Below are 24388 nucleotides of genomic sequence, written 5' to 3' on the forward strand. Positions count from 1 at the left end.
CGCTACAAGCCCACCGAATGAATTAGAATAATCAACTAATCGAACCGGCCCTGAGTAGCTCACGCACAAACCCCAATGGCGAGGTGTTCCTTGAGCAGGACGGAACTATGTAAAGGTTCATCGCTGCCCCTTCCTTATTTAACTTCCTCTCATTCTGGGTTCTTTGCGTACTGCTTCCACACAGCATGCACTTGCTCAAGCCTGACCCCATCCTTGACCTTGAAAAGCCCGGCCGACTCTACACTTTCCTCGACATCCAAGAAATCGAGTACCGCGTGGTAGCTGGGACGATTCCAGAAATCATGGATAAAAATACGCGCCTTTTGGGAACCTTCCAAGTGCTCCAGAATGTGCTGAATAGCCGCCATGGTACAAGCAACGCGGAAACGACCATCCACCAAGACAAGATCAAACATCTCTTCATGACTATGTATTGCCTGGCTATAGGCCGGAAACTTATCGGAATCCTTCATCGACACCGGATAGCCCCACGCTTTTGTGGGACCAATATCCACCGTTTCAATCCGACACTTATCGCCGAGCTCGGCTTTCAAGGCCTCGACCCACTTGGCGTCGCTCTCGACACCATACACCGCCAATCCCTCACGGACTGCCCATACAGTGGATCCACCCGAGCCAAACTCAAAATAGCGATTGGCCTGCCCAATCGCGCGCTTGAAAAGCGAACGCTCCGCATCAGACATGAAAGGCGCGTCAGGCACGTCGAACACTGGCTTCGCAGAAGATTCTTCGCCTTTGGCTTCGCCTCCAACCGCAGGAGATAAAATCCCCTCCTTACCCAAGTATTCTTGAGCCCTTTCTTCGTCGATGTCGGCTAATAGCGCATATGCCATATCCTTGACCTGGTAAACGGCATGCAACAAGAACGCCAGTTTGAGACGCTGCGCTGACTGCATACCATTCCTTCTCGCTCGTGTCGGAAGGAACAAGGCGAAGGCACCTTCAAGGTCCGTCGCCTGCCGCATGGCCTTCGGCACGCTGGCGGGAAAGTGACTGCGGTGCTGCAAGTGATTGAAGCGATAAAAGCTGAATCCATGCTGGCTGGCCCAAGCCAAGACCTTGCTGAAGTCAGAGTTCGTGCACTCAGGACCAAACCCAACATAAACTTCAACCAGCAAAGTATTCGCCAACGCTTTTGAAGCGTTCTGCAGAATTGACAAATTATCGCCAGCATCGCCCAGGCTCAGCAGGTCGATGTTGGGCAATCCCTGGATGGCATCAAGGGCTACACTAGGGATTGGCTCGGGCTCACCTTGTACTGAGCCTTCCACTGGGTCACTCGTCGCCTGCTCGCCGTGCCCACGGAGCGAAACCGGCTGGCCATTGCCAAGGCTGGTGCCAGGGAAGTGCTGAATCTCACCATAAAGAGACAGAGGATCTACGCTTTCCAGACTGCTACGCGGGTCGAAGCTCAGCATGGCAATGCATTCAGTACCCAATAACTCTCTCGCATCAGGGCGCGAGGCCAACACCGCCCCGTTATCCACGGCAAGTGCCGGGCTATCGAGGCGCCAGTCGAAACCACCCTGCTGTCTTGCCATAACCAGCCTGACTGGCTGGTCTTCATCAGCGAAGCGAGCCATGCCAGTTTTGGTGAACGTCAAGGCCTCTGGTGCCTTGCCCTCACAATGCCGCTGCCAGATGGCGCGCAGCGCTGCCGTAAGGTGGTTGGCGAAACGAGGTCCATCACAAACGGGGGATTCCGTTAGGATGGTGCGCAGTGCGGCACGGATAACGGCCAGGTTAGGCAGGTCGGCAGCAAGCTCCTTGGCACGCTTGCGGAAATCATCCCAGCTGTCCGTCACTAGCTCTGGGAGGCCGGCATTGACCAGATGCGATGCGCTATGGCGCCCGGCAAAAGTGGGGCCGACACGAGTGACTACCGGCACTCCCATCATCAGCGCCTCACAGGTGGTCAAGCCACCAGAATAGGGCCAGGTGTCCAAGGCGATGTCGATACGCTGGTAGGTAGCCATGAACTCCTGGTGCTGAGCCGGCCCTTCCATCAAGAGACGTTCCGCTTCGATGCCATGCCCTACCAGAATACCGGTAATCTTTTCTCGATAGCGCTCGCTTTCGAACTGTATTCCGCGAAGGAGCAGTTTGCTGTTGGGCACCTCCTTCAACAACTTAGCCCATTCCGCCAGCATCGGCGGTGACAGCTTGGCAGGATTGTTGAGGCAGCCAAAGGTAATATAGCCATTACTCAGCGCAGGGAGTGCACTGCAGGAAGGAGCGTGGCCGGGGATTTGATAGCAGATATAGTCGTCAGGAAGACGGATCAGTTTCTCCGTATACAGTCCGTCTACCCCCTCAGGCGTCTCGATGCTGTCGCTCAAGAGGTAGTCGAAACAGTTTAGTCCAGTCGTATTGATCAAGCTTCCTACCCACTTGACGATCAAGGGAGCAGGCTCACGGATCAAGGTATCGTAACGCGTCCCTTCACCCGCGCCATTCATGTCGATCAAAATATCGATAGCATCATCACGGATTTTTTTATCAAGCCGCCCTGCGCTTAGCCCTTCAACAATCTCCCAACGATGTACGACACCTTGTATTTCCCTAGCCAACTTATCCACGATCTGATTGGTACTGTAAACAATAAGTTCAAAATACTGACTAGGTAAATTCTTTAGCGCCGGCAAGATCATCTGTCCGACAGGATGCACCCTCAAGCCCCCCGAAAGCAGGCCAATACGCAACTTTTTTTTGGCATCTCTCAGGGTGCTGGCACGTTCTACAAAGGAGCCATGAGCGAAGCGCTCATTCCACTCCGTCGCCTTGGAAAAGAGATCTTCTGCGCTGTACATGGGGTTATAATGCGAAGCTACCAAGAGGTTACCATGCACTTTACCACTCTCTGGAGCCAGCTCCAATTCCTTGGCATAAAGCGCTTCCGCCTTATTATAATCCCCCTCTTTTACGAATAGGGTCGCCATATGGTTATACACCCCGACACGCTTTGAATTGACGTGCAATAGGGTTTCCAATGTACGCATACACTCATCATGATGCTTGAGTTGATCAAGGATACGAGACCGCCACAGCAGCGTCTCTTCATGACGAGAATCAATCATCATGGCCTTATCATTGACTTCAAGAGCCTTGCCATTATCACCTATCTGGTGATAAGCACGACTCAACCAAGCCAGCGCCATGATATGGCCAGGCTGTGTTTCGAGAACATCACCGAGGACCTTGACCGCATTCCTCGCCCTGCCTGCCAGCACCTGGTATTGCGCCAGCTTGAGATGCTGACTGGGATCAAGTGCTACTGCCATTTCGACCACTTTGCCCATGGCTTCGCAGGCTGCATCCAGGCGCTCCAGACGCCCAAGCGCATTGGCCTTGAGCTCCCAGGCCTGAAGATTCTGGGGATGCCGCTCCAACATGGCTTCGGCCAGTCGTAGCGCCTTGACGTAGTCGCCAGCGGAGAAGGCCACATCGAAGGCATTCAACTGTGCCACCGGCAACGCAGAATTCGCTTGGGGAACGCGAGGCGCTGAACCTCGCCGAGCTTGTTTCTTGGACATGGCCAGGACACCTTGGCAGGAAAGAGAAATGATAGCGGGCAGGATAGCGTGCCGTGCACACCGGGATATGCAAGATAAAGGCTCTCCCCGCTACCCTTTTTGCCTCTTAGGTACCTACGCTGCTCGCTAATCGACTCTACAACGAAGCGAGGCTGGCCAATTGGCCAGCCTCGAAGGGGGGGGTTGCATGGAGCAATCGGCCCGATACTGCGACTTTGATTAACCCAGCAGAGAAAGTACCGACTGCGGGGTCTGGTTGGCCTGGGCCAGCATGGAGGTACCGGCCTGCTGCAGGATGTTGGCGCGGGTCATATTGGAGACTTCGACCGCGTAGTCGGCATCTTCGATGCGCGAGCGGGCCTCGGTCAGGTTGGTGATGTTGGTGGTCAGGTTCTCGATCACCGAGTCGAAGCGGTTCAGGGTCGCACCCAGGGTGGCACGCTGGTCGTCGATGTCCTGCAGGGCTTCATCGATAGCGTCAATAGCAGACTGAGCAGCTGCGAAGTTGCTAACGCTAAGGGCATTGACGCTCAGGTCGGTGGCTGTCATCGATACCGTATCAACCTCGATTGCGTCGGCATCTTCGGTGTTGGCACCTACCTGAATGTTCAGCGTAGCTTCTGTGCTGAGCAGAGCAGTACCGTTGAAGGTGGTCGCTTCGGCGATACGAGTGATCTCCTCGACCCGCTCGTCGATTTCCAGTTGGATGGAAGAGCGGTCTTCCGCAGAGAGGGTATCGTTGGCACCCTGGACCGCCAGCTCACGGATACGCTGCAGGTTGTCGCTGATCTGGTTCAGGCCGCCTTCCATGGTCTGCACCAGGGAGATGCCGTCGTTGGCGTTACGCTGTGCCTGCTGCATGCCCTTGATCTGGGCGGTCATGCGGTTGGCGATAGCCTGGCCGGCGGCGTCATCGGCAGCGCTGTTGATGCGCAGGCCGGATGAGAGACGCTCTTGCGCCTTCGCCAGAGCGCTCTGAGAAGTCTTCAGGTTGTTCTGACCGATCAGGGCGGTAATGTTGGTGTTGATCACGGACATGGTGTCATTCCTTCTCTACGTTGAGGGCTCCATCGACGGGCCCACTGAACCTTATTTCTTGGCCCAGCATGTCGGGCCTGTCTCAACGGCGCCGTTGGCCGTTACCCTGAATAACGGCACGGTAGGGACAAACTTTAGGGAATGAGAGAAAAATTTTTTTGGCTTTGAAGAACTGGCTCATAGCCAACTCCAGTGCAGCAAGCCTGACCCGTGGAAATGACAAAAAGCAGCCCGGTTCATACCGGGCTGCTTGGATTAGAAAAGCTAAATCTGCTTACCTTTTTCTACCGAGCTGGGCATTCATGATGTCGAACTGCTGAGAGAGATAGGCACTCATCGAGTTCATCTGGGCCATCATCATGTCAAGCTGACCGAACTGCCTGCGGTAGCGCTCTATCGAACGGTCGATCGTTCGCTCCATTCGCTCGAAGCGGTCCTTCAAGCTCTCGATCCGGGTTTCAGAACTGGTAATCGAGCTCTTGATCAGCCCATCGTCACCCAGAAACCGCTTCATCGAGTCCTCCAATCGACCGGCCAGACCCGCTTCCTTGCTGTCACCCGCAAAGAAATCCGCCACTGCCTGCTGGTTGGTGGCTATCGCTTCATCGAGCTTGCTTTCATCCAGCTCCAGGCGGCCATTGGGGCGCAGCGAAATGCCTAACTGCGACATCATCGTGATATCGCCGCCAGGTACGATATCCGTGAGGTCGCGACTCAAACGTGACTCGATGGAGCGTATTACCCTGTCACCTATCAGCTCACCCGCCGAGGTAGAGTCGGTGCCTACTGCCGTCATCCGCCCGATGGTGGACTTCATCTCGTTGTATGCGGAAACGAAGCCCTGTATGGCTTCCTTCAGCGACTCGGTATCGCGCTGGACCGTGACGCCAAGCGTCTTGCCGGCTGAATCCGCACTCAGCTCCAGCGTCACGCCCTGAATGGCGCCTTCAACCCGGTTGGTGGCGCTGGTGATGGTGATACCGTTGATATTGAGCTCGGCATCACGCCCCGCCTGACGGGCAGCAGTATCTTCAGCCAGGGCGCCCGGATCGGACAAGCCGGCAAAGCTGACGCCCGTTACGCCGGCATCGACGCCCGACTCACGCGACGAGAGCACCAGTCGATGCCCTTGCCCATCGAAGATGATGGAGGCATTCACCCCTGCATCGGCATCGGCGTTGATGGCGTTACGCATGTCAGCAAGGGTAGCGCCTTCGTCAAAGGTCACCGTCCTGGTGGTGCCATCGCCGAAGCTCAGCTCGAGGGAGGCGTTGGGCCCAGCAAGCGCCGCACTGGAATCCGTGACACGGGTAGTGGCCACACTACCGGCCCGTGCGGTATTCAGCACCTCGACCTCGTAATTGCCAGGCGTCGCGGTGGCGCTTGCCGTTGCCGTCATGCCATCGCCACGCACCTGGGTCGTCAGCCCCTGGTAGAGCTTGGGATCGTTGAGCTTGGCAGTAGCATCCTGGAACTTGTTCAGCGCCGACTGTAGCCGTCCGTACGCCGAAATCTTGGCCTGTTCCTGAGTCCGCTGCGCCACGATCGGCTGCAGCTTCTGGCGCTCTGCGGCGCGCAGCTGGTCAAGAAGTCCTGTGAGATCGAGGCCGGAGCCTACGCCAAGCGCTGATATCGAAGCCATCTTGGTTCACTTCCCTGAGTGATATGACATGAGTAATGACCTTATCGGCAGCTGCACGAGGAACTTTAGCCCGGCACGCATTCTGTTTCCAAACCGGTTTTTACTGCCCCGACATACCACCACCCATTTGCGCATCGAGCATGCCGAGCTGCTGCGTGAGGTAAGCGCTGGTCTGGTTCATTTGCGCCAACATGGCATCGAGTTGGCCGAACTGGGTCTGGTAACGGGCAATGGTCGTGTCGATGCGCTGCTCCATGAGCTGATAGCGATCGCCGAGGCTCTCGATGCGGTTTTCCGCACCGCTCACCGCACTTTCCAATGCCCCATCTTCATCGAGCAGTTGAGACAGGGTCGCGTCCAGTCGCCCAGCCAGGCCATCGGCCTCGTCAGCTCCTAAGAAGAACGCTCCCACGGCTGCCGGACTTTCTGCCAGCGCAGCATCCAGCTTCTGCTCATCCAGCTCCAACCTACCGTCTACACTCAGCGAGATGCCGAGTTCGTCCAGCCGCTGGTACCCCTCCTCACCGCCCAACTCATTGCCCAGGTCGCTACGAAGTCGAGACTCGATGATTCGAACCGTGCTGTCGCCGATGAGCTCACCTGCCTGACCCTCTTCACCATTGAAGGCCGTAAGGCGCCCTGCGGTGGATTTCAACTCATTGTAGGCGGTGATGAAGCTGTCGATTCCTTCGCGCGCGGGCTGAGTATCCTCCTCGACGAGCAGGCTGCTCTGGCCGGTCGACTGGAGATCCAGCACCACCCCTTGTATCGCGTCGTCCACCTGATTGGTGGCACTCTCGATCGAGATACCGTTCACGCTAAAGGTGGCATTCTGCCCGGCTTGTGCGATCGTAACATCGGTCAGCGTGGCATCGCTTGCCATCTCGGCAAAATCGGTAGCGAGCAGGGTGGCGTCACTGCCGCTCTGCTTCGACATCAATGCGAGTCGGTAGCCGCTTCCGTCATTGATGACCGACGCGTTGACTGCTGCCTGCGGGTCCGCGTTGATGGCGTCTCGCACGTCCTGCAGCGTGCTTCCCGCCTCGATCGTCACACGCTGGTTAAGCTCAGCGTCGGCAAAGGTGAGATTGAGTTCGCTGTCAGCTTCCGTCAGAACCGTATCCAGGCCGTCGACCCGCTGGGTGGCAATGCTACCCGCCGTGGCAAGGGTATCGACGCTGACGTCATACCGTCCCGGGCTGGCTTCGCCATCCGCCGCTGCCTGCACGGCATCGCCGCTGATGGAAGTGGATAGACTCTGGTAAAGGGCATTCTCGTTGAGCGCCTGGGTGGCATCATGGAACGCAGAGAGCGCGCCCTTCAGCTCACCGTAAGCGGATATCTTTACCTGTTGGCTCTCGATCTGCTGCCCGATGGGCTCGAGCTTGCTGCGTTCGGCTACGTAGAGTTGGTCGAGAAGTCCGTTGAGGTCGAGCCCGGAGCCGATGCCGAGTGAAGAAATGCTGGCCATAAAAAACTGCCTTTGGGTCGGTGTATTTACCTCCTATACCCTCTCTACTCGGCGGCTAACCATAAAACTTTAGCGCTCAGGAGAAAAATTTCTCTGCTGCGTCGGCCGCATCCTTGCGGCTCGACGGTTCCTGCACGCTGCGATAGCTTCGCCTGCCGGCAGGAAACAAACGCAGGGTGCCGTATAATGGCGGCATTCGCCCCTTTTGAGTCTGCCATATGCCGGAAAGCACCGCCTATCGCCCACCGTTCACGCTAACGCCATTAGCGCTCCGCCTTGTCGCGGAGATCAGCGAGGCTGTCGGGCGCTATGCGATCCTGGCCGAATACAGCCTCACTCCTCAGCTGCGTCGAGAGAATCGACTACGAACGATCCATGCATCGCTTGCCATCGAAAACAACACCCTCTCGCTGGAACAGGTCAGCGCTGTCATCGATGGCAAGCGTGTACTCGGCCATCCGCGAGAGATCCAGGAGGTGCGAAACGCATTCTCCGCGTATGAAGCCATGCCAGGATGGGAACCCGACTCGCTGCAAGATCTGCTCAAAGCTCATGGCCTGCTGATGCAAGGGCTTGTCGATGATGCCGGCTGTTTTCGCGCTGGCGGAGTAGGCATCTACAAGGGCAATGAACTGGTTCATATGGCCCCACCCGCTCCGCGAGTGCCTTTACTTGTCGAAAACCTTCTGACGTGGTTGGCCGGCACTGAAGAACACCCGCTGATTACAAGCGCCGTAGTGCATTATGAACTCGAGTTCATCCACCCCTTTGCCGATGGTAACGGCAGGATGGGTCGCCTGTGGCAAACCTTGATTCTGCGTCGCTGGCGGCCACTGCTCGGCTATCTGCCTGTCGAGACGGTCATTCGCGACCGACAGCAGGAGTACTATGACACCCTGGCAGAAGCCGATCAGGCAGGAGAAGCCACTCCTTTCATCGAGTTCATGCTCACCGCACTGCGCGACGCCTTTACGGAAGCGATTGAAAGCGAAGCCGGTGCTTTCTTCTCCACCATACGGCAGGATAGTTCTGTAGCCGACCCAGCTTGCGACCCAGTAGCCGACCCAGCTTGCGACCCAGTTGAAAGATTGGTGAAACTCCTCGCCGAAGGAGAAGCCGGCACGGCTGCTTTGATGGCTGCCCTTGGACTGAACCATCGCCCAACGTTTCGCAAGAATTACCTAACCCCCGCCCTTCATGGGGGATGGATCGAACCCACTCATCCTGAAAAACCCAACAGTCCCAAGCAGCGATACCGGCTGACAGCAAAAGCGAAACGCTGGCTGAAACAGCAGGAAAGCCCTTAGCTCTGCCGTCACCGCGCGTGAATGATCACTTCCACCCGACGGTTCTGGGCGCGACCCTCAACCGTCTCGTTGCTACCCAGGGGTCGGGTATCTGCCAGGCCTACCGCCCGCAAGCGCTGCGACTCGACGCCGGAACGCTCCAGCTCATGAACGATGGCGATGGCCCGAGCACTGGAGAGTACCCAGTTGGAGGGGAAATCGTTGGTCTGGATCGGCCGGCTGTCGGTGTGCCCCTCTACGGCCACCTCGCCGTCGTGGCGCTGGATCACCTCGACCAGGCGCTGAATCAGCGCCTCACCCTCTGCGGTAAGCTCGGCGGCGGCAGTGGGGAACAGCAGCCGGTCCTCTACGCGCAGCTTGATGCCCTCGGCAACACGGGTCGCCTCCACCCCTTCCAGGTCGGGCAGGTAAGGTGCATCGTGCAGGTCTTCATCCAACGACTGTTGCAGCAGCTGCGAAGCCGCAATGGCGGGCTCATCGATCTGCTGCATGCCGCCCGGGGGTCGGTCGGTCAGCACCAGGATGAAATCACCGCGCGAGTTGGGCAGGACATCGTTGGCCGCGAGTAGGGGCTGCAGCGGTGGCTGTAATGGCGCAAGCGTAGGCGGCGCCTGATGCTCCAGCAGGGCCAGCGGTGTTGGCGGCGCCATGAATGCGGGCAAAGCGGCAGGCGCCGGCAACACTCGACGCGGCAGGCCGGCCACGCCAAGCGCCGCTGCAATGGCCGACTGGCTCAGCCGTCCGGTAACGGACCGGGGTGCCTCGGCAGAGGGCAAGGCAGCATCGACGGCAGGCGGGGCCTGGACCAGCTCACTGGGCAAAGGAATCGCGAAAGGCACCCGCGCCGCCAGCGACTCGCTCTCGGCATCGGTGCGACCGAAGCTGGAAAGGGTGAGAATCAGCACCATCAGCGCTACCAGCAAGGTCATGATGTCCAGATAGCCGATCATCCAGGCACTGTCCTGGTCGTGATCGTGATGACTGGGCAAGAGCGATTCGTGGCGCATGGGACCACGATGGTCGCCGCTGCTGGCTTGCAGGGGGCTCATCGAAACGGTTTGTCATCCGAGGGGAGATGGCAGGCTAGCGTAACGGCTGGAGGCACTGAGTGAAACGGCGAAAAGCGCGATTCGCGAGCGCTTCCTCGGGCTTCAGCTGGTACTTTCGGGTAATCCGCTGCGTGACATCAGGTAGCGGCTGGCAAAGAGATCTGCCGGCACCGCTCGGCCACTGAGATAGCCCTGGATCAGCTCGACCCCGTGACGCCCGAGAATCTCGCGCTGAGTCTCGGTTTCGACTCCCACGGCGGCCAGACGCAGCTCCATTTCACGTGCCAGCCCCGCCACGGCAGCGACGATAGCGGCACTGCCTTTCTGGCCGCTGTCCAGCCGCTGCACGAAACGCCGATCGATCTTCAACATGGTGATGGGCAACTCATGCAGGTAGCCGAGCGCAGCATAGCCGGTGCCGAAGTCGTTGATGGCGACATCCCCTGCCAGGCGTCGCAGGCGTTTGAGCACCACGGCGGCCTGCTGAGGTTTCTCGAGTAGGGTGCGTTCGGCGATCTCGAAGCCCAGCAGCCCGGGCTGCAGATTATGCTGCTTTAGCTTGGTCGCTACCCTTACGGGCAGGTCGGTCTGCCAGAACTGACGGGCGGAAAGATTGATGCTGATGGGTAGCGGCGCGGCACCGACGCCATTCCATGCGACCAGTTGGGCGCAGACCTGCTCCAGCATATATTCGTCCAACTGCGGCAGCAGCCCCGCACGCTCGACCAGCGTCATGATATCGACCGGCGGCACGCTGCCCAGCAACGGATGATGCCAGCGCAACAGGGCCTCGGCACCGTACAGCCAGCCGCCTTCACGCTCGAAGATGGGCTGATAGTGCAGCTGCAAGCCTTCACCCGTGATGAAGGCATCCTGCAAGGCCTTCTCGAGCGCTCGCTGGCGGTCGTCCTGCAGGTTCATCTCGTTGCGGTAGAGGCGATAGCCGTTGCGGCCTTCCTCCTTGGCCCGATACATTGCCACGTCGGCATTGTGCACCAGAGCTTCCGCTGTGGTCGCATCGTCCGGGTAGAGACTGATACCCAGGCTGCAGCCGATGCGAAACTCCTGGCCTTCGATCACGCAGGGCTCGCCCACGGCTTCCACCAGGCGACGCGCAATTCGGGTCACCTCGTCGACCTCCTCGAGATCGGGGAGCAGCACCAGGAACTCGTCACCGCCCAGGCGAGCCAGGGTGTCGTCTTCACGCAGACGCAGTTGCAGCCGTTCTGACATCATCACCAGCAGCTCGTCACCAAAGGCGTGGCCGAGCGCATCGTTGACCTCCTTGAAGTGATCGAGGTCGACGAAGATCACCGCCAGGCGGGTCTGATTGCGGTGGGCATGCCGAATCGCCAGCTCCAGGCGATCCTCCAGCAGGCGACGGTTGGGCAGGCCGGTGAGGGCATCGTAATAAGCCAGCTTGCGGATGCGCTCTTCGTTCTCACGCATATGGGTGATATCGCTGAACAACGCCGCGTAGTGGGTCACCGCTCCGCTGTCGTCGGTGATCGCCGTGATGGTCAGCATTTCTAGATAGAGCTCGCCGCTCTTGCGCCGATTCCAGATCTCACCCCGCCAGTAACCGCTGCGCTTCAATGCATCCCACATCTGGCCGTAGAAGGCAGCATCATGACGGCCCGATGAGAGAATCTCCGGGGTTCTGCCAATCGCTTCTTCGGCGGTATAACCCGTCATGTGGGTAAAGGCACGATTGACGAATTCGATCCGGTTGCCTGGGTCGGTAATGATGATGCCTTCCAGCGAGGAGTCGATCACCCGCTCGGCCAGCTGCAGATTCTCTCGCGACTTGGCAAGCGCCTGATCACGCTGCTCCAGCGCCTCACGCAGATCCTGCATGTAAAGGTACTCGGCACTGGCCAGCATATCGCGAAAGCCCAGCAGCCCGACTACCTCATCGCTGTCGTCGAGCACCGCGAGATGGCGTACCCGGTGGTTCATCAACAGGTCACGGGCGGCAATCAGGGTATCGTCCTGATAAACCGTCAACAGTGGCCTGCTGGCCAGCCCGTCGATGGGCGTATTGCCCGGGTGGCGCGCCACGAACCGCACCAGATCGCGTTCCGTGAGAATGCCCAGCTCACCGTTCTCGCACTTCACTACCACGGCATCGCATTCGGATAGCCGCATCGAACGGGCCGCCTGGGCCAACAGCTGCGTGCCGTCGAGCACCAGAGCACGCTGACGCATCGCCGCCTGCACCTCGCGCAGACGCAGGTAGGGTTCGAGCCCCTGGTTCAGGGCGACATCCGTCTGCGACAGGATGCCGACCGGCGTCCCGGCATCATCGATTACCAGGAAGTGGCGCCGCCGTTCGGCGTTGAAGCGCAGCGCCGCTTCGCTGATCGACGTGGTGAGGTGCAGACTCGCTACCGGTCGGCTCATGACCTCCGAGACCGGCTGACGTACGGCATCCGGGTCGGCAAAATTGACGGCCAGCGCATCGTGCTCGGTCCAGATACCCAGCGGCTGTCCGGCCTTTACCACGATGATGGAGCTGCATTGACGCGCCGCCATGCGTTCTGCCGCCATCCACAGCGGCGTCTCGGGCTCGCAGGTGAGAAGCCCGGTCTGCATGATGCGTTCGATGGGTAGCTCTTGGCTCATGTCGCCTCACTGCTGGCTGCTGCTCGATGCCTGGCTACAACGCCCCGAACCCAAGAGCATCCGCCTGTCATCTGCATGTTCGGGAGTGGCGCAGTCTAAATGTAGCCAACTGTTACAGCATTTTATCCGCTTGGCGTAACTTTGCATCAACGAATGCCGAAAACCACCAACGCTGCGACAACACACCACCATGAAAAAAGTGACAATCTGCCCTAAAGACGGCTTTTCTTCGGCCGATATAACCTGTGGGAGAGGCTGTCTATGAACGGCCTTGGGGGAGATGCTGGGTGCCAGCATCAGCAGGACATATACAAAAGGAAAACAGTCAATGTCTTCGCCACTGACCGACGCCACCAACGCTTTGAGCACGTCAGCACTGCACGACCTGACACCACGTCAGCGCAAGGAGAGCGTTCTGGCCTCCTTGCCCAGCGCCGGCTCCATGCTGGCCCAGGCCGAGAGCCACGCAATGGCGCCCAGCCAGGCCGACCTGGTGGAGCCAGTCCAGCGCATCAACGAAGTGTTGCGCCAATACGGTGTGGAATTCGAGCTCAACGATACGTCACGTGTCATTACCCGCATCGTGGACCGCGAGTCAGGAGACGTGCTGCGCCAGATCCCTTCAGAAGAGGTCTTGGCCATCGCCGATCGCCTTGACGAACTCAAGGGAAACCTGATCAGCCTGAAAGCCTGATCTGAATGGCAGCCTCGATGATTCTCGAGCGCTGAAATAAGCGGCTAGCAAAAGGGCTTTCCAGCCTCAGACCTGCATGTTCATGACGTCACGATAGGCGGTAACCAGACGATTACGAACCTGCAGGCCCATCTGGAAGGCCACGCTGGCCTTCTGCATGTCGACCATGACGTCATTGAGCTCGACGTTGGGATCGCCGGCCTGAAAGGCCATGGACTTGGCGGCGGAAGTCTGCTGCAAGCGATTGATACGCTGAATCGAAGCCTGCAGCTCGCTGGCGAAGCCGCCCTGCCCCACCTGAGTGGAAACCTGCTGACCCTTGGCAACCGGCCCGCCGGCCTGGGCCGCCATGACCTGCATTTGCGCCAGCGCCGACTGGATGGCAGGTGTAGTCATGTTCCGCACCTCATCTCGTATTGATTGGCAGGCTCATGCGGTCCTACCGGAATGTAGAGCAAGACTATCAGCTTGCGGCGCTTACCAAACGACCAATTGGAAGGTAAAAAAGGGGCTTTTCCCGCCTTTGGAGTGGATGGCGGCTCGCATAATAGCGTTCATCACAGTTGCGCCCCCTGTGGGCAGCCAGAACGCGGTGAACGGATGCAGTCGATGCCATCTTCCAGTAACACACTTCACGCAGCCCAGCGCGCGCCTCATGCAGTCGCCAAACGCGTGCCTATGCGGGGGCAAGCATGAGTAACGGCGCCACGACGCAGGAGCGTCAGGATCCCTCAGCCAGCGGCTCTGCCGCAATGGTCGAGCGACTCCAGCAACAGCTGCGAGGCAACCCCTTGATCGCCCTCCTGATCGGCGGCGCCGCGATGATTGCTATCGTGGTCGCGCTGCTGATGTGGGCGCGTGCACCTGAGTATCGCGTCCTCTACAGCAACCTTACCGAGGCCGACGGCGGACGTATCATCAGCGAGCTGGAAAGCCGCGGCGTGCCGTTTCGCTTCAGCGAAGGCGGCACTGCACTGCTGGTGCCCGGCGATGCCGTACACAGCCTGCGCCTGCAGCTGGCCGAACAGGGGCTGCCTCGCGGTGGCAACGTCGGCTTCGAATTGATGGACAACCAGGCCTTCGGCGTCAGCCAGTTTGCCGAGCAGGTCAATTTCCAACGCGGTCTCGAGGGCGAGCTGTCGCGCTCGATCGAATCCCTGGGCCCGGTGTCGCGCGCCCGCGTGCACCTGGCCATGGCACGCTCCTCGGTCTTCGTGCGCGACCGTGAACCCGCCAAGGCATCCATCATCGTCACTCTGGAGCCGGGCCGAGTCATGGGCGACGGCCAGGTCAGCGCCATCGTCCACATGGTATCCAGCAGCGTTCCCGATCTGACCGCAGAGAACGTCACCGTGGTCGATCAGAGCGGGCGCCTGCTTTCGCAAACCAGCTCCCAAGGACGCGGCCTCGATGCCACCCAGCTCGACTACATTGCCGAGGTGGAGCGCTCCTTCCAGCAGCGCATCGAGAACATCCTGGCGCCGATCCTCGGCCGCGAGAGCATCAGCGCCCAGGTCGCTGCCCAGATCGATTTCTCCCGACGCGAAGAGACTTCCGAGCGCTTCGGCCCCAACCAGCCGCCCAACGAAGCCGCGATACGCAGCCGACAGTCGAGCCTTACCTACAACGGCGGCGACGGCATGGCACTGGGAATCCCCGGTGCGCTAAGCAACACGCCGCCCGGCGTGGCCCCTTCGCCCATCGACCTGCCCACCGACGAAGACGGTGAGCTCACCGAAGAGGCACAGCAAAGCCTGCAGGCATTGAACAACCTGCGCCAGGATGACGTGGTCAACTTCGAGGTCGACCGCAACATCCAGCACATTCAGCACCGTCAGGGCGCGGTGACACGTCTTACCGCCGCCGTAGTCGTGGACTACCGCGAAGAGCGGAACGAAGACGGTGAATGGCAGCGTGTGCCGCTGAGTGAGGCCCAGATCGCTCAGATCGAGCGCCTGGTGCGTCAGGCCATCGGTTTCTCCCCGGCGCGTGGCGACGAAATCGAAGTGGTCAACAGCCCCTTCAGCCGCGACGTGGCGGAAACCGAAGAGTTCGAGTGGTGGCAGTCGCCCGAGGTGCATTCACTGGCTCTGACCATCGGCCGTTATCTGCTGGTGGCACTGGGCATACTTCTCGGTTACCTGCTGGTCCTGCGTCCGCTGATCAAGCGTCATACCGAGCAGCCCATGCTCGTCAGCGCCCCGGGCACCGGCCTGCAGGTACGCGTGGGCGACGACACTGAGCCGGCCGAGGGCGAACTGCAATCAGCCGAAGGCGAGGACGAACTGCGGCCGTACCAGAAGCCGAAGCGCAAGCGTCGCTCGTCGGCCTATGAAGACCATCTGTCCGAGCTGCGTGAGCTCGCCCAGGAGGATCCCCGCATGATCGCCATGATCGTACGCAGTTGGATGAGCAAGCATGAGTAGTGCCAAAGCGATGAGCGGCACTCGCCGCAGCGCCATCCTGATGCTGGCCCTCGACGAGGACAGCGCGGCTGAGGTGTTCAAGTTCCTCTCGCCCAAGGAAATCCAGCAGTTGAGCATGGAAATGGCGGAGATGGGGCAGGTCTCCCATGAAGACATGCAGCAGGTGATGCTGGAGTTCCACCGCGAGACCGAAGAGTTCATCGCCCTGAACCTCAACTCCAGCGATCACATTCGTTCGGTGTTGACCAAGGCACTGGGCAGCGAGCGCGCCACCAGCATCATCGAGGACATCCTGGAGTCCTCCGGCTCCAGCAGCGGTATCGATTCCCTGAATCTGATGGAAGCCTCGATGGTGGCCGAGCTGATCCGCGACGAACACCCGCAGATCATTGCCACCATCCTGGTACATCTGGAGCGTCATCAGGCGGCCGATATCCTCGAGCTGTTCGACGACAAGCTGCGTAACGACGTGGTGTTGCGTATCGCCACCTTCAGCGGCGTGCAGCCAGCCGCCCTGCAGGAGCTGACCGAGGTGCTCTCGGGTATGCTCGACGGCCAGAACCTCAAGCGCAGCAAGATGGGCGGTGTGAGGACGGCGGCCGAGATCCTCAACCTGATGAACTCTTCGCTGGAAGAGACCGCCATCGAGACGGTGCGCGCCCACAGCGAGGATCTGGCACAAAAGATCATCGACGAAATGTTCCTGTTCGAGAACCTCATGGATCTCGACGACCGCAGCATCCAACTGGTGCTCAAGGAGATCGACACCAACTCACTGGTAGTGGCACTCAAGGGCGCCCCCGAAGGGCTCATGGAGAAGTTCCTGCGCAACATGTCGCGCCGTGCCGCCGATCTCATGCGCGAGGACATGGAGGCCCGCGGGCCGATTCGCGTCTCGCAGGTGGAAGCCGAGCAGAAGGCCGTTCTGCAGGTGGTACGTCGCCTGGCCGACTCCGGCGAGATCGTGTTGAGCGGTGGAGACGACACCTATGTCTGAGCGGGCGACCGGCTCGGAACGCCACGCGCCCTGGCGGCGCTGGCAGATGGACGAACTGCATGCCGAGCGCCCGGAAGAAAACGCCCGGCAGGCACTGGACCCGGCCGTGGAAGCCCGCCGCCGCGAGGCCTTTCAACGCCAGGCGGAACTGAAGGCGCTACGCGAGAAAGTGATGCAGGAAGCCCGCGAGGAGGGCTATCGCGCCGGCTTCGAGGAGGGGCGTCAGGCGGGGCATGCCCAAGGCCTGGATGAGGGTCGCCTGGTGGCCAAGGAAGAGCTCGCAGAGCGGGTACGTGACACCGTGTCGCCGCTGAAGCCATTGGCTGAGCAGTTCAGCGAGGCGCTCGAGCAGCTGGATGAGGAGGTTGCCAACGACCTGGTGGAGCTGGCTCTCGCCACTGGCCGCCAGCTCGCCGGCGAAGCGCTCAAGGCGCGCCCGCGTCAGGTGCTGGAACTGATCACGGCATTACTGCATACGGAGCCGCCGCTGGTGGGGCAACAGCGGCTGTGGCTGCACCCGCAAGATCACAAGCTGGTCGAGGAGCACCTGGGCGCCGAGCTGGCCGCGGCCGGCTGGAAACTGCAGCCCGATACCCAGCTCACCCGCGGTGGCTGTCGGGTCACCAGTGCCAACGGTGAGCTGGATGCCACCTGGGAGACCCGTTGGCAGGCGGTGAAATCCCAGGTCAGACGTCGGCGCGTGACACCCACCGACGACAACAGCGACAACGAAGAGTAGAGACGGCGCAATGAGCGAAGCGGCAGTGACCACCAATGCGCATCAAGCACGCTGGCAGCAGACGCTGCGGCACGTGCGTACGCGGGTGGAAACGGTGCCCGGCTATCGCACCAGCGGCCGGGTGCTGCGCGCCACCGGCATGGTGATCGAAGCCGTTGGGCTGCGCGTGGCGCTGGGCAACGCCTGCCGCATCGAGCTGCCCTCCCCCGGTGGCAACGAGCCGCCACGCTTCGCCGAGGCCGAGGTGGTCGGTTTCAACGGCGAGCGCCTGCTGCTGATGCCGCTCACGGAAATCGCCGGCCTGATGCCCGGCGCGCGAGTCTTCCCGCTGGGCGACGGCCCTGATCATGCGGCACGCCGCTTCCCGCTGGGAGAATCCCTGCTCGGCCGTGTGGTCGATGGCAACGGCGAACCGCTGGACGGCCTCGGCCCGCTGGATGAAGCCCCCCGTGCCCCGCTCTCTACCCCACCGCTCAACCCGCTGAAGCGCGCTCCCATCGATGAGCAGATCGACGTCGGCATTCGTGCCATCAATGCCCTGCTCAGCGTCGGTCGCGGTCAGCGCATGGGGTTGTTCGCCGGCTCCGGTGTCGGCAAATCGGTATTGCTCGGCATGATGGCCCGCTATACCGGCGCCGAGATCATCGTGGTCGGTCTGATCGGCGAGCGTGGCCGCGAGGTTCAGGACTTCATCGACAACATTCTCGGCCCCGAGGGGCGCCGACGCGCTGTGGTGGTGGCAGCGCCGGCTGATACCTCACCGCTGCAGCGTCTGCAGGGCGCGGCCTACGCCACGCGGCTGGCGGAGGGTTTTCGCGACCAGGGCAAGAACGTACTGCTGATCATGGATTCGCTGACCCGCTACGCCATGGCCCAGCGCGAGATCGCCCTGGCCATCGGCGAGCCGCCCGCCACCAAGGGCTATCCACCCTCGGTGTTCGCCAAGATACCCAGCCTGGTGGAGCGCGCCGGCAACGCCGAGCGCGGCCGCGGCTCGATCACCGCCTTCTATACCGTTCTCACCGAAGGCGACGATCAGCAGGACCCGATTGCCGACTCGGCGCGTGCCATCCTCGACGGCCATATCGTGCTGTCGCGCACCCTGGCGGAGGCCGGTCACTACCCCGCCATCGACATCGAGGCTTCGATCAGCCGGGTGATGACACACATCATCGACGATCGCCAGTTGAGCATGACTCAGGCGTTCAAGCGCCTGTTCTCGCGCTACCAGCGCAATCGCGATCTGATCAGCGTCGGCGCTTACAGCCCGGGGCATGACCCCCAACTGGACGAAGCGGTGCAGCGCTATCCACAGCTGGAGCATTTCCTCCAGCAAAGCATGAACGAGAACGCCTCGATCGAGGCCTCCAAACAGGTTCTGGCTGAAACCCTAGGAGTCAGACAATGAGTGCATCGTCACAACTCGCCATGCTGAGCGATCTTGCCCGTGACGCTCGCGATCAGGCTGGGCAGCTACTGGCAGGCGAGCGTCAGAGCGAGCGTCAGGTCGCCGCCCAGCTGGAGTCGCTCAATCGTTACCGGCTCGAATACGCAGAGCGCCTGCAACAGGCCATGCACGAAGGCATCGACCCGGCCAGCATGCATAACTATCAGCAGTTCCTGGCATCCCTGGATGCCGCCCTGCTGCGCGCCAGGCAAGCGCTGGACGCCCAGCAGCAGCGGGTAGAGCAGAGCCAGCAGCATTGGCAGCAGGAGCAGAAGCGGCTCTCGGCCTTCGATACCCTGGTATCGCGGCGCGATGCCGAGCGACTGCGCCAGGAGGCGCGTCGCGATCAACGTATCAGTGATGAAATGGCAGCCGGACGGCTACTACGCCAGCGCGCCGGTCACACCTCGTGAGCGGTAAGGAGAAGACCATGAACATTCAGATGATTCTGTCCGCCCTGCCGAATCAGCTTCCCGGCAAACATGAAGCCGGCGTGGCACCGGAGCACTTCGCACTGGCGCTGAACAAGGCAAGCAATGGCTACCAAGTCGGGGGGAGCTCCCTGCCGGCGGCGCTGTCCGCTTCCGCGCACGGCTTGCCGGAAACCATGGCCGCACAGCAGGCACTGCTGCAGGCCCTGAATACGAACATCGATCATCCGCTTGGCGAGCAGGGTCACTCCGACGCCAACGCCCAGCTCGACGAGATCATGGCACGTCTGGCTCTGATCGACGGTAGCTTCGTTCAGGAGCAGGATGCCGTCGGCGTGCAGGCTTCAATGCCACAGACCGATGCCGAGCTGAAGATCGCCAGTGACGTCAAAGCTGCCGATCAGACCGAACAAACTGCCACCCTCGCGGCCGCTGCCGTGGCAGCCCCGAGCAGCACCGGTGAAATGCGTATGGTGCACGGCGACACCGCCTCACTCACTACTGCCGGACAGGCAGCCGCTGGCCAGGGCCAAACTGCTCAGGCCACTGCCCTGCCCCAGGCAACCATGGCCGTCGAACGGGGCCTCGCCGTCAATGCCGACGAAGCCCCGTTGCGCGCCGCCAACGCGGCAACCGAGTTCACCACCACCTTCGCCAGAACGGCACAGGACGGCGGCGAACTCCGTGCGATGACACCGGACGCACCCCGCGCCGGCTTCGTGCCGGAAGCCACCCACATGGCACAGTCCGTTAGCGCCCCGACAGGCCAGGCCCAGGCTGCTGCGCAACCCGCACTACCCACCCAGGCCACTCTCACCGCCCCGCTGCAGAGCCCCAACTGGCCCACCCAGTTGGGTCAGCAGCTGGTGCAGTTTGCCCGCGTCGGCGGCGAGCAGCAGGTCGAGATGCGCCTGAACCCGGCGGAACTTGGCCCGCTCTCGGTAACGCTGAAGATGACCGAGCAGGGCGCCCAGGCGCAGTTCCTGGCATCACATGCACAGGTTCGCCAGGTGCTGGAGCAGGCCATTCCGCAACTGCGTGAAGCACTGGCCGAGCAAGGCATCACTCTGGGGGAGACCTCGGTAGGCGAGCAGCGTCGCCAGGATGCACAAGCTTTCGCCAATCAAAATGGCCAGCAGGGCCAGGGCGGTTCGGCTTCAGGCGAGGAAGAGGCCGCTCTGGCCGCTGCCGACGAAGCCGCAACGAGTACGGCCGCCACCCTGTCGATGGACGGTCGGGTGAATCTCTACGCCTGAGACAAAAAGCCAAGATAAGCCCTTTCGCGCGGCTTGTTCCTGTCATCGCAGGCCGCGCAGCTTGGCATAATCTCTCCAACAGCTGGATAACACACGAAAGGCAAGGCAATGGCAAAATCGACGGGTGGCTCCTCCAAGCTCCTGTGGTTGATGGTGCTACTGGTACTGCTCTCCATGGCAGCAGCGGGAGCGGCCATCTACATGGTCATGAGCGAGCGTGACGGCAGCGAAGGCGGCAACGCGCAGACGCAGCAACTGCAGCGTCAGACACCGATCTTCGTCAAGATCGACCCCTTCACGGTCAATCTCGCCGACGACAATTTTGGCTCGCGGTTGCTCTATACCGGCATCTCGCTGAAGGTCGGCAACAACGAGACACGCGAGATTCTCACCGAGCACATGCCGCAGGTTCGCAGCCGGCTGCTGATGCTGTTCTCCGGCAAACAGGCCAGCGAGCTGACCACTCCGGATGGCAAGCGCCGTCTCGGTGAGGAAGTGATCGCCGTGCTCTCCGAACCGCTGTCCCAGCCTCAGCCGTCCCTGGATATCCGAGACGTGCTGTTCACCGAGTTCATCGTGCAATAAACCGGGTGCCCCTGCCACCATGTCCCAAGACGATCTGCTGTCACAGGATGAGATCGACGCCTTGCTCAAGGGCGTCAGCGGCGACGACGAGCCCGTTGCACGAAACGACGGCGAGACTCGCGTACGTCCTTACGACCCGGCGACCCAGCACCGCGTGATTCGTGAGCGCCTGCAGGCGCTGGACATCATCAACGAGCGCTTTGCGCGGCACTTCCGCATGGGGCTGTTCAACCTGCTGCGGCGCAGCGCCGATATCACCGTCGATTCGGTGCGCTACCTGAGCTACAGCGAGTTCTCGCGTAACGTGCCGGTGCCGACCAACATCAACATCATTGGCATGAAGCCGCTGCGGGGCTCGGCATTGATCGTGTTCCCGCCGAACCTGGTGTTCATGGTGGTCGACAACCTGTTCGGCGGTGACGGTCGCTTCCTGACCAAGTCGGAAGGTCGGGAATTCACCAATACCGAGCAGCGCATCATCCAGCGCTTGCTGAATCTGGCCATCGACGCCTATGAAGAGTCGTGGAAGTCGGTCTATCCGCTGCAGATCAGCTACCTGCGCTCGGAGATGCAGTCGAAGTTCGCCAACATCACCAACTCGCCCAACGAGATCGTGGTGAACACGAACTTCAACATCGAGGTGGGCAATCTCGCCAGCAGCTTCCAGATCTGCATCCCCTACTCGATGGTCGAGCCGTTGCGCGATCTGCTGGCCAATCCGCTCAGCGATGGCCATCACAACCAGGACGGCTCCTGGACCAAGCGCATGGCCGGCGAGCTGCGCCGTTCCGAAGTGGAAGTGATCGCCAACTTTGCCGACATCCCTACCCGCATTGCCCATGTCATGGCGCTGAAGGTAGGCGACGTGCTGCCTCTCGAACTTCCCGAGACCGTGACCGCCAGCGTGGATGGGGTGCCGGTAATGGAGTGCGACTACGGCAGCCAGCACGAACAGCGCGCGCTGCGCGTCATCCGCATCATCGACCATGGTGCACAGAACCCGGTGTCGAAGGACGCCTTCATCAAGGGCGCAGCGCCTCAAGCCAAGGAATCCAAGCATGACTGATCCCAAGAAACCCGATCAGAACGTTTCCGACGACGACTGGGCCGCCGCCATGTCCGAGCAAGAGGATAAGGAGCCGGCCAGCGACGACGACCCCTGGGCCGAAGCCATGGCCGAACAGGCCGAAGCCGAGCAAAGCGCAGGCAGCGCTGACGACGACCCGTGGGCGGAAGCCCTGGCCGAACAGGAGGCATTCGAGTCGTCTGCCGACGAGGCGCCTGTCGCCGCCGCGCCGGCAGCAGCCCCGCAGTCCGCAGGAGACCGGGTGTTCCGGCCGCTCGACAGAGGCAAGGAAGGCGGGGCTCCCCGCGACCTGGAAATGATCATGGACATCCCGGTCAAGCTGACCGTGGAGCTGGGCCGTACCAAGCTGACCATCAAACAGCTCCTCGAGCTGACCCAGGGCTCCGTCGTCGAGCTCGACGGTCTGGCCGGCGAGCCGATGGACATCCTGATCAACGGTTACCTCATCGCTCAAGGCGAAGTGGTAGTGGTCGACGACAAGTACGGCATCCGCATCACCGAGATCATCACCCCCTCCGAGCGGGTGCAAAAACTCAACCGATGAGCAACACGCCTAATCCCGAGAACGGCACAGGACTCGAAGCGCTGGCTGTGGGCGGCGATGCCCTGGTGGGCATGGCTACCCTCGGCAAGACGGCCGCGGCCCTGGCGCTGGTCATCGCCATCATCCTGATCTGCACCGCCTTGCTGAAGCGCTGGAATCCTCAACAGCGGGCGGCGGGCGGGCATCTGCGGGTGGTGGGCAGTGCTGCCGTGGGCGCTCGCGAAAGAGTGGTCATCGTCGAGGTTGAAGGCACCTGGCTGGTGCTCGGGGTCGGTGGCGGCCAGGTCAACAAGCTGCACGAGCGGCAGGCACCTTCTCGCCCCGCCGACGAAACGCCTGGCAAGCAAGCCGAAGACGAACGCTTCGCCGCTCGCTTTGCCCGCGCCTTGAAGCAGAACGCCGGCCTGGGTGGCTCCAGGCGGGGAGAATCATGATTCGCTCGCTGGTCCTCTTAGCAGCCCTGTTGCTTGTCCTGCTGCCACTCGGCGCCCATGCCCAGCAGATTCCCGGCATCATCAGCCAGCCCCTGGACAACGGTGGCCAGCAGTGGTCGATTCAGCTGCAGACGCTTCTTCTGCTCACCTCGCTGGCCTTCCTGCCGGCGGCGCTGCTGATGATGACCAGCTTCACCCGTATCATCATCGTGCTCAGCCTGCTGCGCACCGCCATGGGCACCCAGGCCACGCCACCCAATCAGGTATTGCTGGGTCTGGCCCTGTTCCTGACTTTCTTCGTCATGTCACCCGTGATCGGGTTGGTATACGACACCGCCTGGGTGCCGCTGACCGCCGACGAAATCGATTTCGAGCAGTTCCTGCTCCTTGCCCAGGAGCCGTTCCGCGAATTCATGCTGGCTCAGACTCGCGAACCGGACCTGGCGCTGTTTGCACGCCTGGCCGAAGTCGGTCCCATGCAGGGGCCGGAGGACGTGCCGCTGCGTATTCTGGTGCCGGCCTTCGTCACCAGTGAGCTCAAGACGGCGTTTCAGATCGGCTTCACCATCTTCATCCCGTTCCTGATCATCGACCTGGTGGTTGCCAGCACCCTGATGTCGCTAGGCATGATGATGGTGCCGCCGGCCACCATCTCGCTGCCGTTCAAGCTGATGCTGTTCGTGCTGGTGGACGGCTGGCAGCTGATCATCGGATCGCTGGCCGAGAGCTTCTTCGTATGAACGCCGTCAAGAGAGGCCGGACGCGCCGCGCCGGCAAGGAGTCACGATGACACCGGAAATGGTCATGGGCATCGCCTACCAGGGCATGCGTGTCACGCTGTTCCTGGCCGGCCCGCTGCTGATCACCGCCCTGCTCACGGGTCTTACCGTGAGTCTGTTTCAGGCTGCCACCCAGATCAACGAAATGACCCTCTCGTTCATTCCCAAGATTCTCGGCGTGTTCACCGTTCTGGTGCTGGCCGGCCCCTGGCTGCTGAAGCTGATCGTCGACTTCACCCGCAACCTCTTTACCAGCATCCCCAGCATGCTGATGTGAGCTGCT

Annotated in this window: 21 protein-coding genes; 14 read left to right on the forward strand and 7 right to left on the reverse strand. The window is 61.0% G+C overall.

Features of this window, described 5'->3' with window-relative positions:
• Nucleotides 1-149: 149 nt before the first annotated feature.
• The 4 genes from HOP53_RS05825 to fliD (HOP53_RS05840) form a co-directional block, all read right to left on the reverse strand.
• Entirely contained in the window at nucleotides 150-3554 is a 3405-nt protein-coding gene (locus HOP53_RS05825) for an O-linked N-acetylglucosamine transferase, SPINDLY family protein (protein ID WP_234269138.1), read from the reverse strand.
• A 219-nt stretch (nucleotides 3555-3773) separates the two neighbouring features.
• Nucleotides 3774-4592: a flagellin N-terminal helical domain-containing protein gene (locus HOP53_RS05830; protein ID WP_234269139.1), complete on the reverse strand. Its 819-nt coding sequence runs from the start codon at nucleotides 4590-4592 to the stop codon at nucleotides 3774-3776.
• Between the two features lie 274 nt (nucleotides 4593-4866).
• Complete coding sequence (gene fliD, locus HOP53_RS05835) at nucleotides 4867-6234, reverse strand: flagellar filament capping protein FliD (RefSeq protein ID WP_234269140.1); 1368 nt, start codon at nucleotides 6232-6234, stop codon at nucleotides 4867-4869.
• 100 nt (nucleotides 6235-6334) lie between these two features.
• Nucleotides 6335-7705 carry a flagellar filament capping protein FliD gene (gene fliD / locus HOP53_RS05840; protein WP_234269141.1) on the reverse strand — a complete coding sequence of 457 codons (1371 nt, stop codon included), beginning with the start codon at nucleotides 7703-7705 and terminating at the stop codon, nucleotides 6335-6337.
• A 218-nt stretch (nucleotides 7706-7923) separates the two neighbouring features.
• On the opposite strand from fliD (HOP53_RS05840), the gene HOP53_RS05845 reads away from it, so the two are divergent.
• Entirely contained in the window at nucleotides 7924-9012 is a 1089-nt protein-coding gene (locus HOP53_RS05845) for a Fic family protein (protein ID WP_234269142.1), read from the forward strand.
• A gap of 8 nt (nucleotides 9013-9020) precedes the next feature.
• Here HOP53_RS05845 and HOP53_RS05850 read toward each other — a convergent pair whose 3' ends face one another.
• Together HOP53_RS05850 and HOP53_RS05855 are read right to left on the reverse strand one after the other, a co-directional pair.
• Complete coding sequence (locus HOP53_RS05850; RefSeq protein ID WP_234269143.1) at nucleotides 9021-10061, reverse strand: OmpA family protein; 1041 nt, start codon at nucleotides 10059-10061, stop codon at nucleotides 9021-9023.
• A gap of 102 nt (nucleotides 10062-10163) precedes the next feature.
• Nucleotides 10164-12686 (reverse strand): EAL domain-containing protein, encoded by a 2523-nt coding sequence (locus tag HOP53_RS05855; protein WP_234269144.1) that lies wholly within the window; start codon nucleotides 12684-12686, stop codon nucleotides 10164-10166.
• Nucleotides 12687-13014: 328 nt separating this feature from the next.
• Between HOP53_RS05855 and HOP53_RS05860 the strand changes: the two genes are divergently transcribed.
• A complete protein-coding gene (locus HOP53_RS05860; protein ID WP_234269145.1) occupies nucleotides 13015-13380 on the forward strand; it encodes a flagellar protein FlaG in 366 nt (121 codons plus the stop codon).
• 66 nt (nucleotides 13381-13446) lie between these two features.
• Here the strand turns inward: HOP53_RS05860 and fliE are convergent, their stop codons facing one another.
• A complete protein-coding gene (gene fliE / locus HOP53_RS05865; protein ID WP_234269146.1) occupies nucleotides 13447-13776 on the reverse strand; it encodes a flagellar hook-basal body complex protein FliE in 330 nt (109 codons plus the stop codon).
• A gap of 296 nt (nucleotides 13777-14072) precedes the next feature.
• On the opposite strand from fliE, the gene fliF reads away from it, so the two are divergent.
• From fliF to fliQ, 12 genes are all read left to right on the forward strand, one after another.
• Nucleotides 14073-15806, forward strand: a complete 1734-nt coding sequence (gene fliF / locus HOP53_RS05870) for a flagellar basal-body MS-ring/collar protein FliF (RefSeq protein WP_234269147.1) — start codon at nucleotides 14073-14075, stop codon at nucleotides 15804-15806.
• Nucleotides 15799-16803 carry a flagellar motor switch protein FliG gene (fliG, locus tag HOP53_RS05875; protein ID WP_234269148.1) on the forward strand — a complete coding sequence of 335 codons (1005 nt, stop codon included), beginning with the start codon at nucleotides 15799-15801 and terminating at the stop codon, nucleotides 16801-16803. Before fliF ends, fliG begins: the two co-directional genes overlap by 8 nt.
• Nucleotides 16796-17542, forward strand: a complete 747-nt coding sequence (locus tag HOP53_RS05880; RefSeq protein ID WP_234269149.1) for a flagellar assembly protein FliH — start codon at nucleotides 16796-16798, stop codon at nucleotides 17540-17542. Before fliG ends, HOP53_RS05880 begins: the two co-directional genes overlap by 8 nt.
• Nucleotides 17543-17552: 10 nt before the next feature.
• Nucleotides 17553-18950, forward strand: a complete 1398-nt coding sequence (gene fliI / locus HOP53_RS05885) for a flagellar protein export ATPase FliI (RefSeq protein ID WP_234269150.1) — start codon at nucleotides 17553-17555, stop codon at nucleotides 18948-18950.
• Complete coding sequence (gene fliJ / locus HOP53_RS05890; protein ID WP_234269151.1) at nucleotides 18947-19402, forward strand: flagellar export protein FliJ; 456 nt, start codon at nucleotides 18947-18949, stop codon at nucleotides 19400-19402. Before fliI ends, fliJ begins: the two co-directional genes overlap by 4 nt.
• A 17-nt stretch (nucleotides 19403-19419) precedes the next feature.
• On the forward strand, nucleotides 19420-20676 hold the full coding sequence (locus HOP53_RS05895; protein WP_234269152.1) for a flagellar hook-length control protein FliK: 1257 nt from the start codon (nucleotides 19420-19422) through the stop codon (nucleotides 20674-20676).
• A gap of 108 nt (nucleotides 20677-20784) precedes the next feature.
• The gene (gene fliL / locus HOP53_RS05900) at nucleotides 20785-21261 is read left to right on the forward strand and encodes a flagellar basal body-associated protein FliL (protein ID WP_234269153.1); all 477 of its coding nucleotides are present in this window, start codon (nucleotides 20785-20787) and stop codon (nucleotides 21259-21261) included.
• A 19-nt stretch (nucleotides 21262-21280) separates the two neighbouring features.
• Complete coding sequence (fliM, locus tag HOP53_RS05905) at nucleotides 21281-22327, forward strand: flagellar motor switch protein FliM (protein ID WP_234269154.1); 1047 nt, start codon at nucleotides 21281-21283, stop codon at nucleotides 22325-22327.
• Nucleotides 22320-22892, forward strand: a complete 573-nt coding sequence (fliN, locus tag HOP53_RS05910; RefSeq protein ID WP_234269155.1) for a flagellar motor switch protein FliN — start codon at nucleotides 22320-22322, stop codon at nucleotides 22890-22892. Before fliM ends, fliN begins: the two co-directional genes overlap by 8 nt.
• The gene (gene fliO, locus HOP53_RS05915; protein WP_234269156.1) at nucleotides 22889-23326 is read left to right on the forward strand and encodes a flagellar biosynthetic protein FliO; all 438 of its coding nucleotides are present in this window, start codon (nucleotides 22889-22891) and stop codon (nucleotides 23324-23326) included. Before fliN ends, fliO begins: the two co-directional genes overlap by 4 nt.
• A complete protein-coding gene (gene fliP, locus HOP53_RS05920) occupies nucleotides 23323-24066 on the forward strand; it encodes a flagellar type III secretion system pore protein FliP (protein ID WP_234269157.1) in 744 nt (247 codons plus the stop codon). Before fliO ends, fliP begins: the two co-directional genes overlap by 4 nt.
• Nucleotides 24067-24112: 46 nt before the next feature.
• Entirely contained in the window at nucleotides 24113-24382 is a 270-nt protein-coding gene (fliQ, locus tag HOP53_RS05925; RefSeq protein WP_010628978.1) for a flagellar biosynthesis protein FliQ, read from the forward strand.
• Nucleotides 24383-24388 lie beyond the last annotated feature (6 nt).

Origin of the sequence: Billgrantia ethanolica (assembly GCF_021404305.1) — a bacterium.
Classification (GTDB): Bacteria; Pseudomonadota; Gammaproteobacteria; order Pseudomonadales; family Halomonadaceae; genus Halomonas; species Halomonas ethanolica.

What these genes read in the sequence shown, in the direction of transcription:
- HOP53_RS05825 (WP_234269138.1), bottom strand. Translation starts at nt 3,554, where the DNA reads ATGTCCAAGAAACAAGCTCGGCGAGGTTCAGCGCCTCGCGTTCCCCAA.
- HOP53_RS05830 (WP_234269139.1), bottom strand. Translation starts at nt 4,592, where the DNA reads ATGTCCGTGATCAACACCAACATTACCGCCCTGATCGGTCAGAACAAC.
- fliD (WP_234269140.1), bottom strand. Translation starts at nt 6,234, where the DNA reads ATGGCTTCGATATCAGCGCTTGGCGTAGGCTCCGGCCTCGATCTCACA.
- fliD (WP_234269141.1), bottom strand. Translation starts at nt 7,705, where the DNA reads ATGGCCAGCATTTCTTCACTCGGCATCGGCTCCGGGCTCGACCTCAAC.
- HOP53_RS05845 (WP_234269142.1), top strand. Translation starts at nt 7,924, where the DNA reads ATGCCGGAAAGCACCGCCTATCGCCCACCGTTCACGCTAACGCCATTA.
- HOP53_RS05850 (WP_234269143.1), bottom strand. Translation starts at nt 10,061, where the DNA reads ATGAGCCCCCTGCAAGCCAGCAGCGGCGACCATCGTGGTCCCATGCGC.
- HOP53_RS05855 (WP_234269144.1), bottom strand. Translation starts at nt 12,686, where the DNA reads ATGAGCCAAGAGCTACCCATCGAACGCATCATGCAGACCGGGCTTCTC.
- HOP53_RS05860 (WP_234269145.1), top strand. Translation starts at nt 13,015, where the DNA reads ATGTCTTCGCCACTGACCGACGCCACCAACGCTTTGAGCACGTCAGCA.
- fliE (WP_234269146.1), bottom strand. Translation starts at nt 13,776, where the DNA reads ATGACTACACCTGCCATCCAGTCGGCGCTGGCGCAAATGCAGGTCATG.
- fliF (WP_234269147.1), top strand. Translation starts at nt 14,073, where the DNA reads ATGAGTAACGGCGCCACGACGCAGGAGCGTCAGGATCCCTCAGCCAGC.
- fliG (WP_234269148.1), top strand. Translation starts at nt 15,799, where the DNA reads ATGAGTAGTGCCAAAGCGATGAGCGGCACTCGCCGCAGCGCCATCCTG.
- HOP53_RS05880 (WP_234269149.1), top strand. Translation starts at nt 16,796, where the DNA reads ATGTCTGAGCGGGCGACCGGCTCGGAACGCCACGCGCCCTGGCGGCGC.
- fliI (WP_234269150.1), top strand. Translation starts at nt 17,553, where the DNA reads ATGAGCGAAGCGGCAGTGACCACCAATGCGCATCAAGCACGCTGGCAG.
- fliJ (WP_234269151.1), top strand. Translation starts at nt 18,947, where the DNA reads ATGAGTGCATCGTCACAACTCGCCATGCTGAGCGATCTTGCCCGTGAC.
- HOP53_RS05895 (WP_234269152.1), top strand. Translation starts at nt 19,420, where the DNA reads ATGAACATTCAGATGATTCTGTCCGCCCTGCCGAATCAGCTTCCCGGC.
- fliL (WP_234269153.1), top strand. Translation starts at nt 20,785, where the DNA reads ATGGCAAAATCGACGGGTGGCTCCTCCAAGCTCCTGTGGTTGATGGTG.
- fliM (WP_234269154.1), top strand. Translation starts at nt 21,281, where the DNA reads ATGTCCCAAGACGATCTGCTGTCACAGGATGAGATCGACGCCTTGCTC.
- fliN (WP_234269155.1), top strand. Translation starts at nt 22,320, where the DNA reads ATGACTGATCCCAAGAAACCCGATCAGAACGTTTCCGACGACGACTGG.
- fliO (WP_234269156.1), top strand. Translation starts at nt 22,889, where the DNA reads ATGAGCAACACGCCTAATCCCGAGAACGGCACAGGACTCGAAGCGCTG.
- fliP (WP_234269157.1), top strand. Translation starts at nt 23,323, where the DNA reads ATGATTCGCTCGCTGGTCCTCTTAGCAGCCCTGTTGCTTGTCCTGCTG.
- fliQ (WP_010628978.1), top strand. Translation starts at nt 24,113, where the DNA reads ATGACACCGGAAATGGTCATGGGCATCGCCTACCAGGGCATGCGTGTC.